Raw genomic sequence first — 10,805 nt, 5'->3', positions numbered from 1 at the left:
AATCTGTGTAGGAGCTGCCGAAGGCTGCGATCTTTTGATCTTCTATCTATAAATATTCAATTCAAGCGGTGGCGGCTACGCACCTCCTGTTTCACGCCCCACCCTTCGATTATTCCGCCCAAAGGCTCGACCACCGCCGAAAAGCCCTGCTCGAAATCGCCAATATCGTCATACGTCGCATACATCACTTTGCTTAATTCCAGCGCCCACGCACCGTCATCACGCACGCTGACCTGGGCATTGATGGATTCACCGCGAAATTTGCCTGCTGCCCTGCGCGCCCGCTCCTCGTCCGGGAAAATCGCGTAGAACTCGATGGGATGGAATCGGGAAAAATCGAAACCGCCTTCTTTCATGCGGCGCAGAACATTGCTGCTGATGTCTTCTTGATAGGCTGTGCTCATGAATCGTCCCCCTCGCATAGATGGATAGACTTTCCGTATTCCCGCCCCGGGCCTTTGGCCAAAGTACTGCGACAACGTCGTTGAACGCGGGAAACAAGCATGTAGCTGACAAGACCAGACCTTAGCGATCCGTTCGCTGATCTCGCTTGCAGAGTAGCCCCAAGATAGAGCTGCTGCCAAGGCCTGGTGGTGAAGGTGACAAGAAGAATGTCAGATGGGGGTGATGCTGCGGATTTCGATGCTGTTCTGGGTTTTCAGACTTTTCACGCCAGCATCGGCGGTGCGCCCTTCCAGATCGTTGAGATCCAGCTCGGCGGCCACGGGCAGGAGCCGTGCCTTGATCAGTTGTGCGGCCTCATCGTCACTGGGGCATTCCGCACGTTCGAACACCTCATCGACAATTTCACCATGATCGTCCACGAAAGTGACTTTCCACTTTTGCATCGGTGCCTCCTCGATCAAACCCGCAAATGGGCTTACAACTATCTCGACTGTTTACGCAGAAAGTTGGTTCAAAAGGATTACAGCGGACGAAGATGAAAAAAACGACATTTTAGGCGCGGGCGAAAAATCAGGGAGAAAACCATTGTGGTGAGGGAATTTATCTGTGGCGAGGGGATTTATCCCCGATGGGATGCGAAGCGTCCCCAAAACCAGCCAACGCGATCCATCAGGCAGACCGCGTTGGCCGGGTTTACGACTGCTACGCAGCCGGTCGGGGATAAATCCCCTCGCCACAAAAGCTCCCTCAATGGGGAGCTTGCGGTGTGATCAGTCGTTGCTTGGCTTGTTGATCGCCTGCAGCACGTACTGCGGCAAGGCAAACGCGCCGATGTGGATTTCCGGGTTGTAGTAGCGGGTGACGATGCCGCTGCCGATGAAGCGCTGTTGCAGGGTTTCACGGCTCAGTTTGCGGTAGGCCGGGTTGGTCGAGCCCCAAGCGAAGGTCATCGAACCGCCGATGTAGGTCGGCACGGCCGCTTGATAGAAGTGCCAGTCCGGGAACAGGCTCTTCAGGCGACCGGCGGTGGTTTTCACTTCGTCGATCTGCATGAACGGCGTGCCGTTCTGGGTCACGAGGATGCCGCCCTCGTTCAGGCAGCGGTGGCAGGCCTGGTAAAAGTTCTCCGAGAACAGCACTTCGCCCGGGCCGATCGGGTCGGTGGAGTCAGAGATGATCACGTCGAATTTTTCCGTGGTGGTGGCGACGAAACGCATGCCGTCGTCGATCACCAGGTTCAGGCGTGGATCGTCGTAGGCGCCGCTGGAGTGGTTCGGCAGGAATTCTTTGCACATGTCGACCACGGTGCCGTCGATCTCGACCATGGTGATGTGTTCAACGCCAGCGTGTTTGGTCACTTCGCGCAACATGCCGCCGTCACCGCCGCCGATGATCAGCACGCGCTTGGCGCTGCCGTGGGCGAGGATCGGCACGTGGGTAAGCATTTCGTGGTAGATGAATTCGTCGGCTTCGGTGGTCTGGATCACGCCGTCCAGCGCCATCACGCGGCCCATGCGCGGGTTCTGGAAGATCACCAGATGCTGGTGTTCGGTGCGCACTTCGTGCAGCAGTTTTTCCATGCGAAAACGCTGGCCGTAGCCTTCGTAGAGGGTTTCCAGGTACTCGCTGGTTTTGGTGACGGTCATGGTCAAGTGCTCCGATGAATGCGCGGGCGTCAATCGTGGGGACGATTGCCCGGGAAAGGCGCGCATTCTACGTTGCCGAAGATGACAGGTCGAACCTCACAACCACAATCCCTGTAGGAGCTGCCGCAGGCTGCGATCTTTTGATCTTGTTTTTTACAATCAACATCAAAAGATCGCAGCCTTCGGCAGCTCCTACAGGGGTATTGCGGTGTTAGCTGATTCAGATCCGGACGTTACCGCGTGGCCCGGCGATTGCCCAGATGATCAGGCCCAGTACCGGCAGGAGGATGATCAGCAGCACCCAGACGATTTTCATCCCGGTGGTCGCGCCGCTTTTCAGCACATTGATGATGGCCCAGATGTCGAGGGCGAGGATGATCAGGCCGATCAGACCGTTGAACGTGGAACCCATGGTGTCGCTCCAGAATAGTGGCATGCACTTTTAGGATAGACGGTCGCGCGCAGGGTTCCCTTTTATTGCACTCAGACGTGAACGGCGATCTTCAAGGCTTCCAGCGCGGGTGCAGCGTTGATGCCGACTTCGGCGCACAGTTCCAGCACGCGCGGCACGTCGTTGCCGAAGACCAGCACCATTTGCAGCTCGTCGTCGAGCAACTGACTGAAGTTCATCAGCGTGTAACCGCCGTTTTCCTTGTTCATGCTGCTCATCTGCACCTGAATGCGGTTGAGCGCGGTCAGGGCTTCGGTTTTCGCCAGTTGCTTGGGCTTGAGATTGAAATCCACGCCCGGGCCGAACGAGGCGACGATCTGCGCGAACAGGTCAACGTAGGTGTCAGCCTGGAACAGCACGGTTTCCGGCAGGCTGCCGACGACCACCCACTCGCCCAACGGGATCGGGAAGGTGTCGTCGTAGTTGATATCCGGATTGGCTGTCAGAAAAGCACCGGCATCGGCGTAGGCTTGCGCCGCTTCATCGGCCACTTTCAGGATCTCGTCCTCGGCCATGCAGCCGGAGCTGATTTTGCTGATGAGTTCGACGAGTGCGGCTTTCATGAGGGCGGATCCTGTGGAAGGTGAAATTTGAGGGCGCGGAGGATAGCGCACAACGCAAAAGATCGCAGCCTGCGGTGGGATCATTGTAGGAGCTGCCGCAGGCTGCGATCTTTTGATCTTATCAACCCAACAATTTTTCCAGCTGCGCCGTGGTATCGACCGCGCCCATGGTGCGCGCCGCGTCCAGCGCCGTTGCGCCGTTGGCGTCCTTGGCCTGCGCGTTGGCACCTTTGCCGAGCAGGTAATCGACGATCTCTACACGGTTAAACATCGCCGCCATCATCAACGCCGTGCGGCCATCAAACGACGAACCTTCGATCTCGGCACCCGCCTCGACCAACGCCTTGACCACCGCCAGATCACCTTTGAATGCCGCCCCGGCAATCGGGCTCTGGCCGTTGCCATTGCGCATTTCCGGGTCGGCTTTGTGTTTAAGCAGCACATTCACCGCGTCGATATGGCCGTAGTAGCTGGCTAACATCAGCAGCGTGTCGCCCTTGCTGTTCTTCAAGTTGACCGGCAAACCGGCGCTGACCAGGCGATCAAGCATCTCGGCATCACCGTCGCGCGCTTTGTTGAAAACCTGCTCGGTGAATTCGGCGGCTTCTTCAGGGGTCATCTGGCGGCTTTGTTCGGACATGGGCAACTCCACTTTCGGTCAATCGGAAAGCCGACAGTTTCCCGAGCGCGAGGAAAACTGTCACCCCCTTTTTCTCAAGTCGGCCTATAGCCAGATTCAATAACGATGCTTGCCCTGATAAATGCCCGCCAATATTTCATCGGTCACGCGAACATAAGTCTGCGTACCGGGCAGCCATGCGTAGATCGGGTCATCGCCCGTCTGGCCGGGGTCAAAGCCTTCATTTTTCAGGCGGGTTTTCTGGTATTTGAACGTCCCCGTGGTTTCCATCTTCACCTTCACCCGCAGGAACAACGGCACCGCGTACGCCGGCATGCGCTCCCGAGCAAAAGTCAGTAACTCGGCGAAATCCAGGGTCGCGAGGGATTCCGCCGGCGTAATCGCCGCCATGCCGGCGCGGCCGTTGGTATTGCGGATTTCCACGCCATAGGCCACCGCCTCGGAGATGTGCGGATGTTGCAGCAGCAGGTTTTCAACCTCGGTGGTCGAGACGTTTTCGCCCTTCCAGCGATAGGTGTCACCGAGTCGATCAACAAATTGCGCATGACCGAAACCGATGTTGCGCAGCAGATCGCCGGTATTGAAGAATCGGTCACCTTTGGCGAACACATCCTGCAGCACCACTTTCGCGGTTTTCTGTGGATCGGTGTAACCGTCCAGCGGCGCTTTCTCGTCGATGCGTGCCAGCAACAGGCCCTGCTCGCCTTTGTCGACCTTGCGCATAAAACCGTCGTCGCTGCGCAGAGGCTCACCGCTGTCATGGTCGTAGGCGACCAGCTCCCAGGCCATCAGCGAAAAACCGATGGTGTTGTCGAAGTTGAGAATATTGGTGAAGCCGATGTTGCCGTCGCTGGCCGCGTACAGCTCACAGATGTGATCCACCGCAAAACGCGTTTTAAACTCGGCCCAGGCGCCGGGGCGCAAACCGTTGCCGATCATCTTGCGCACCTCGTGACGGTTGTCGTCGGCGCTGGCCGGTTGATCGACCAGATAGCGGCACAACTCGCCGACATAGCCGATAGTGGTCGCGCGATAGCGGCGCACGTCGTTCCAGAACTGGCTGGCGCTGAACTTGCGCCTGATCGCGAAGCCCGAGGCGCCGTTGACCGCCGAGCCCCAGCACACGCAGAGGCCGGTGGCGTGGTACAGCGGCAAGGTGCAATAGACGACGTCGTCGGGGCCCATGTTGAGGGCGATCATGCCGAAGCTCGCGGAGCTGCGCATCCAGCGCCCGTGCTTGAACACCCCGGCCTTCGGCAGCCCGGTGGTGCCGGAGGTGTAGATGTAGAAACACGGGTCGTCGAAGAAGATCTGCTGGCTGCTCGGCGGATTTTCGCTGCAGGCGTCGGCACTGGCGCTGATCAGATTGACGAAGCCGTCGGGCGCAATGCCCGGATGGCTGTAAGTGTCCTGATCGGCGACAAACCAGGTGCGTGGCGCGGTGATTGCCACTTGCTCGCGCACCGCTGAATAAGCCGCAACCAGCTCTTCGCCAACGACAATCGCTACCGGCGATACCAGATTAATGCTGTGGATCAGCGTGTCGCGGGTCTGCGACGTGTTCAGCAGCGCACTGACGGCGCCGACCTTGGCCAACGCCAAAATCGTCACCAGCAACTCCGGACGGTTCTCGATAAACACCGCGACCACGTCGCCCTTACCGATGCCCTGCCCGCTCAGATAGTGAGCGATGCGGTTCGCCCACTGGTTGACCTGTGCATACGTCAGCGCCACGTCGCCGTGCAGTAACGCCGGGCCGTCGGGGTTGCGCAGGGTTGCTTGTTCGAACGTCCAGCCAAGGCCACAGCTTTGGGTCGGATCCGTGACATTGGCCACCTTCATGCCTTTGACCACCCGCGGGATGGCTTTGGCAATCATCGGCAGTTTGCGGAGCATCATGCTCCAGGTAATCGTGTCGCTTGGCGCGTGACGCATGGAAGCTCCCCGTTCGACCTTGGCGTGCAGGTCGATGTTTTTATTTTTCGGGCTGTGCTTTGAAGCAACCGGCGCATTCGAGCGCGGGTCGAGATCGAAAATACGTCAGCGCTTCTCAGGCTGTACACGCGGTTTTTGCAATGTTTTGTATCCGCTGACGTGGCGGGTGCGGAGCTGATCTCCGGGTCAGCGTTTGGTTCCGTAGAAATGATCATGATCCCGCAAAATGCAGGATGCACGATGGCCACTCATGCAGATTGCACGACACCTTCAAAAATCATGATTTTCAAGCTATTGATTTATAACAATATTTTTTTAATCAAATGCTGGCACAAACTCTGCAACCTCCTCTGCATGCTTGCCATTCAAGTGCATACGGAGCTGAAAGACATGAGCCTGATCCAAGAGAAATTTACCTCCCTGTTCTCCAACTTCGACGTCACCACTGCGCCACGTCCTGATGGCGGGATCCTGCTGACCCTGCGCAGCAGCGACGGTAAAGTGTTCAAACGCGCACTGACTTATCAACAACTGCATGCCGGCGACCAACTGTCGTGGGCGATCAGCGCGATCCGTCGTGACCTGGCAGAACAAGCCAGTGAGCTGCCGCAAATCGGCATGCTGCAAAGCCAACAGCGTTTTGCCCTGCCGACGTATCACTCGCTGTAATTGGTAGAACGCTTTAAACAAAACAGGCCGTGGAGCTCTCGCTTCACGGCCTGTTTTTTTGTGCGCGATCCCTACCGCAATCGCGCACTCTATTGCGATCGCGATCTCAACTACGATCGCTAACTCTTTGTAGGAGCTGCGGAACGCTGCGATCTTTTGATCCTGATTCTAATAACAAGATCAAAAGATCGCAGCGTTCCGCAGCTCCTACAGGGGTTTTGTGTGGTTAGAAGGCTTCGGGTTCTATTCCGGTGAAGGTGTCGACGGTGATGTGGTTGCCCAGCTCGCCGCCTTCGCGGGCCAGGCCGCAGGTTTGCAGGCCGGCTGCTTGCGCGGCATCGAGTTCTTCGACGATGTCCGAGAGGAATAAAATTTCCTCGGGCGCGACGCCAATAGCTTGCTGAATGTTGGTGTAAGACTGCGCCTCACGCTTAGGCCCCGACGTGGTGTCGAAATAGCCGCTGAACAGTGGCGTCAGATCCCCCGCCTCCGAGCAGCCGAAAATCAGTTTCTGCGCCTGAATCGACCCCGACGAATACACAAACAGTTGATAACCCGCCGCGTGCCAGCGTTGCAGCGCTTCAACCGCGTCCGGGTAAACGTGCCCTTTCAACTGCCCAGCGTGATAACCCTGCGCCCAGACCATGCCTTGCAAAGCCTTGAGCGGCGTGGCTTTGCGGTCTTCCTCGATCCAGCTCAGCAGAATTTCAACGACCCGCTCAACATCGGCCTGCGGCGCATTGCTGTCACGGCGCACGGCGTCGAGTTGCTCGGCGACATCGGCACGATCGGCGTTCTGCCGCACAAAGTCAGGCAGGTGTTTGGCCGCGTACGGAAACAGCACGTCGAAGACGAAACTCACCGCGCTGGTGGTGCCTTCGATGTCAGTGACAATGGCTTTGATCGACATCGAATCAGTCCTCCAGTCGCGGGAAACGGCCGGCGATGTCTTCGCCGGTGAAGTTGGCAACCCAGCCTTCAGGGTTGTTGAACAGGCGGATCGCGACAAAGTGCGGATGCTCGCCCATGTCGAACCAGTGTTTGGTGCCGGCCGGTACCGAGATCAGATCATTCTTCTCGCAGAGTACGGCGTAGACGTAATCGTCGATGTGCAGGGTAAACAGCCCACGGCCGGCGACGAAAAATCGTACTTCGTCTTCGCCATGGCGATGTTCTTCGAGGAACTTGGCGCGCAATTCGGCTTTTTGCGGGTGATCGCTGTTCAGGCTGATAACGTCGACGGTGATGTAACCGCGCTCGGTCATCAGTCGGTCAATCTGCTCTTTATAAGCGCTGATCACTTCTTCCTGGGTAGCGCCGGGCTGGATCTTGGCGGCGGCTTGCCAGCGGTCGAAGCGCACGCCCTGCTCGGCCAGGGTCGAGGCGATGTCTTCAAAGTGGGTCAGCACTTTGTTGGGAATGTCGGGGCTGGAGACGTGATAGACGGACAGGCTGCTCATTGGGGCAATTCCTCGGTATCGGCCTTGCCGTCCGGTTCTTGCAGACCGGTCGGGCACAGCATTTCATCAGGCAAATGGGCTACTTCTGGTGAAGTCAGCCTTGGCGGTTCATGACGCTGCGGGTTTTCAACTCGCATTCAAACAGAAATTCAAAGGCCTCGATCTGCCGCAGCGCGTCGTTCATCTGCGCGCCCCAGGTGTAGAGGCCGTGACCGCGAATCAGATAGCCGACGCAATCAGGGTGGGCGTCGAGCCAAGGCTGCACCTTGGCGGCGAGGCGCGCAATGTCCTGATCGTTGTCGAAAATCGGCACACGCACCCGCGATTCGTGGGTCGAGATGCCGCTGAAGGCTTTTTGCAGTTCGTAGTCTTCGAACTCGATAAAGTCTTCCGGGGTCAGGCGCGACAGCACCGTGGCGTTGACCGAATGGGTGTGCAGCACCGCGCCGATCTCCGGCCGCCAGCTATACAGCTGAGTGTGCAGCAGGGTTTCGGCGGAGGGTTTTTTGCCCGGCTCCAGACTGTTGCCGGAAAGGTCGGTGGCGAGCACATCGTCCAGACCCAACTGGCCCTTGTGCTTGCCCGACACCGTCAGCAGCGCCTCACTCGGCGACAGACGCGTCGAGTAATTGCTGCTGGTGGCCGGCGACCAGCCGCGACCATAAAGAAAACGCCCGGCGTCGACGATTTGCTGGGCGAGCTGTTCACGCGTAAGGCTCATGGCCTGTCCTCTTGCATACGTGTGGCAATGATAACGGCAGCGGCGAGCGCCGCGAGACTGGCAATACTAAAGGTCAATGTCGCGCCGAGGGCATTCCAGCTGTAACCGGAATACAACGCGCCGAGCGCACCGCCGGTGCCGGCCAGTGCCGCGTACAGTGCCTGGCCCTGCCCTTGCTGGCGCGCGCCGAAGCTACGTTGCACGAAAGCGATGGCAGCAGCGTGAAAACTGCCAAAGGTCGCCGCATGCAGAACCTGCGCGAACAACAGCACCCAGAGAAATTCAGCGAACGAACCTAGCAGCAACCAGCGCAGCGCCGCCAGCAGAAAACTCGCCAGCAACACCCGACGCAGAGAAAACCGCGCAAGAATCCGGCTCATCGCCATAAACATCAGCACTTCGGCGACGACACCCACGGCCCAGAGCATGCCGATGGTGCCGCGCGTATAACCAAGCCGTTCAAGGTGCAAGGTCAGAAAGGTGTAATACGGGCCGTGGCTCATCTGCATCAGCGCCACGCAGCCATAAAACGCCAGCACGCCGGGATTGCGCAGTTGTTTGAGGAAACCGTCGCCGCTCGGCCGATTGCCTTGCGGCGGTTGCGCGTTCGGCACCCACAAGCTACTGAGGACGATGCCGGCCATGATCAGCACCAGCGCCGCCGGGTAGATGTCGAGGCTCAGCCATTCGAACAGACGACCGAGCACGACCACGGTGATGATGAAACCGATCGAGCCCCACAAACGAATCTGGCTGTAACGCGAGGTTTGCCCCTGCAAATGCGCGAGGGTGATGACTTCGAATTGCGGCAGCACGGCGTGCCAGAAAAATGCGTGCAGCGCCATGACCATCGCCAGCCAGGCGTAGGTCTTGCTGACGAAAATCAGTGAGAACGTCAGCAGCGTACACACGGCGCCGAAGCGCACGATGGCCAGACGTTTGCCGGTGTAATCGCCGAGCCAGCCCCAGATGTTTGGCGCCACGCAGCGCATCAGCATCGGGATGGCCACCAGTTCACCGATCCGCGCCGGACTGAAACCGAGGTGATCGAAGTACAGCGCCAGAAACGGCGCTGTCGAACCGAGCAAGGCGAAATAGAACAGATAGAAACTGGACAGCCGCCAGTAAGGGAGCGCCGCCACGCCAGTTATGCCGCGGCGGCTTTAGAGCCTGCCATCAAAGCTGACCCAGCACCGGCGTGCTCACGCGCACATCGGCGTTCTGGCCACGGTGACGCAGCAGATGATCCATCAACACGATGGCCATCATCGCTTCGGCAATCGGTGTGGCGCGGATGCCGACGCACGGGTCGTGACGGCCCTTGGTGATGACGTCGACGGGGTTGCCGTGGATGTCGATCGAACGGCCCGGGGTGGTGATGCTCGACGTCGGTTTCAACGCCAGGTGCGCAACGATCGGCTGACCGGAAGAAATACCACCGAGAATGCCGCCGGCATTGTTGCTGAGGAAACCTTGCGGGGTCATTTCATCACGGTGCTCGGTGCCGCGTTGGGCGACCGAGGCGAAACCGGCGCCGATTTCCACGCCTTTGACCGCGTTGATGCTCATCAGCGCATGGGCCAGTTCAGCGTCGAGACGGTCGAAAATCGGCTCGCCGAGACCCGGCATCACGCCTTCGGCAACGACGGTGATCTTCGCCCCGACCGAGTCCTGGTCGCGGCGCAACTGATCCATGTAGGCTTCCAGCTCCGGGACTTTGTCCGGATCGGGGCTGAAGAAGGCGTTCTCTTCCACCGAATCCCAGGTCTTGAACGGGATTTCGATCGGGCCGAGCTGGCTCATGTAGCCACGGATGACGATGCCTTGGCTGGCCAGGTATTTCTTCGCGATTGCACCGGCCGCCACGCGCATTGCGGTTTCGCGCGCCGAGCTGCGGCCACCGCCACGGTAGTCGCGCTCGCCGTATTTATGGTGATAGGTGTAGTCGGCGTGGGCCGGGCGGAACAGATCCTTGATCGCCGAGTAGTCCTTGGACTTCTGGTCGGTGTTGCGGATCAGCAGGCCGATCGAGCAACCGGTGGTGCGCCCTTCGAACACGCCGGAAAGGATTTCGACTTCGTCGGCTTCCTGACGCTGGGTGGTGTGGCGGCTGGTGCCGGGCTTGCGGCGATCGAGGTCGCGCTGCAGGTCTTCGAGGGAGATCTCCAGGCCCGGCGGGCAGCCGTCGACAATGGCGACCAACGCCGGACCATGGCTTTCGCCAGCGGTGGTGACAGTGAACAACTTGCCGTAGGTATTGCCGGACATGCAGGACGCTCCGTGAAATCAAACCCAAATTCGTGATGCGCGCCAGT

General features: G+C 58.9%; 13 protein-coding genes. 1 reads left to right on the top strand and 12 read right to left on the bottom strand.

What is annotated here, in order from left to right; all coding sequences use genetic code 11:
• Positions 1–56 precede the first annotated feature (56 nt).
• The 7 genes from AD669_RS08535 to AD669_RS08505 all read right to left on the bottom strand — a co-directional run bounded on the left by AD669_RS08535 (position 57) and on the right by AD669_RS08505 (position 5,640).
• A complete protein-coding gene (locus tag AD669_RS08535; protein WP_008080948.1) occupies positions 57–404 on the bottom strand; it encodes a ribonuclease E inhibitor RraB in 348 nt (115 codons plus the stop codon).
• A gap of 210 nt (positions 405–614) precedes the next feature.
• Positions 615–848: a hypothetical protein gene (locus tag AD669_RS08530; protein WP_053118693.1), complete on the bottom strand. Its 234-nt coding sequence runs from the start codon at positions 846–848 to the stop codon at positions 615–617.
• 327 nt (positions 849–1,175) lie between these two features.
• Positions 1,176–2,051, bottom strand: coding sequence for a polyamine aminopropyltransferase (speE, locus tag AD669_RS08525; protein WP_008080944.1), 876 nt, complete (start codon positions 2,049–2,051; stop codon positions 1,176–1,178).
• Positions 2,052–2,271: 220 nt separating this feature from the next.
• On the bottom strand, positions 2,272–2,463 hold the full coding sequence (locus AD669_RS08520) for a PLDc N-terminal domain-containing protein (protein WP_007914053.1): 192 nt from the start codon (positions 2,461–2,463) through the stop codon (positions 2,272–2,274).
• Between the two features lie 71 nt (positions 2,464–2,534).
• On the bottom strand, positions 2,535–3,065 hold the full coding sequence (locus AD669_RS08515; RefSeq protein WP_053118691.1) for a hypothetical protein: 531 nt from the start codon (positions 3,063–3,065) through the stop codon (positions 2,535–2,537).
• A 121-nt stretch (positions 3,066–3,186) separates the two neighbouring features.
• Positions 3,187–3,705, bottom strand: a complete 519-nt coding sequence (locus AD669_RS08510; protein ID WP_053118689.1) for an ankyrin repeat domain-containing protein — start codon at positions 3,703–3,705, stop codon at positions 3,187–3,189.
• Positions 3,706–3,801: 96 nt separating this feature from the next.
• A complete protein-coding gene (locus AD669_RS08505) occupies positions 3,802–5,640 on the bottom strand; it encodes a long-chain-acyl-CoA synthetase (RefSeq protein ID WP_053118687.1) in 1,839 nt (612 codons plus the stop codon).
• A 390-nt stretch (positions 5,641–6,030) separates the two neighbouring features.
• On the opposite strand from AD669_RS08505, the gene AD669_RS08500 reads away from it, so the two are divergent.
• Positions 6,031–6,309 carry a DUF3509 domain-containing protein gene (locus tag AD669_RS08500; protein ID WP_053118700.1) on the top strand — a complete coding sequence of 93 codons (279 nt, stop codon included), beginning with the start codon at positions 6,031–6,033 and terminating at the stop codon, positions 6,307–6,309.
• 226 nt (positions 6,310–6,535) lie between these two features.
• Here the strand turns inward: AD669_RS08500 and mtnC are convergent, their stop codons facing one another.
• The 5 genes from mtnC to aroC form a co-directional block, all read right to left on the bottom strand.
• Positions 6,536–7,219 (bottom strand): acireductone synthase, encoded by a 684-nt coding sequence (mtnC, locus tag AD669_RS08495; RefSeq protein WP_053118685.1) that lies wholly within the window; start codon positions 7,217–7,219, stop codon positions 6,536–6,538.
• Between the two features lie 4 nt (positions 7,220–7,223).
• Complete coding sequence (locus AD669_RS08490; RefSeq protein ID WP_053118683.1) at positions 7,224–7,769, bottom strand: acireductone dioxygenase; 546 nt, start codon at positions 7,767–7,769, stop codon at positions 7,224–7,226.
• A 94-nt stretch (positions 7,770–7,863) separates the two neighbouring features.
• On the bottom strand, positions 7,864–8,490 hold the full coding sequence (locus AD669_RS08485; protein ID WP_034151739.1) for a methylthioribulose 1-phosphate dehydratase: 627 nt from the start codon (positions 8,488–8,490) through the stop codon (positions 7,864–7,866).
• A complete protein-coding gene (locus AD669_RS08480) occupies positions 8,487–9,632 on the bottom strand; it encodes an MFS transporter (protein WP_053118681.1) in 1,146 nt (381 codons plus the stop codon). Before AD669_RS08480 ends, AD669_RS08485 begins: the two co-directional genes overlap by 4 nt.
• A gap of 34 nt (positions 9,633–9,666) precedes the next feature.
• Complete coding sequence (gene aroC, locus AD669_RS08475) at positions 9,667–10,758, bottom strand: chorismate synthase (RefSeq protein ID WP_008080929.1); 1,092 nt, start codon at positions 10,756–10,758, stop codon at positions 9,667–9,669.
• Positions 10,759–10,805 lie beyond the last annotated feature (47 nt).

Origin of the sequence: Pseudomonas sp. P1.31 (assembly GCF_001269815.1) — a bacterium.
Lineage (GTDB): Bacteria > Pseudomonadota > Gammaproteobacteria > Pseudomonadales > Pseudomonadaceae > Aquipseudomonas > Aquipseudomonas rustica.
Note: the sequence above shows the minus strand (reverse complement) of the source record. Positions and strands in the feature narration are given on the sequence as shown.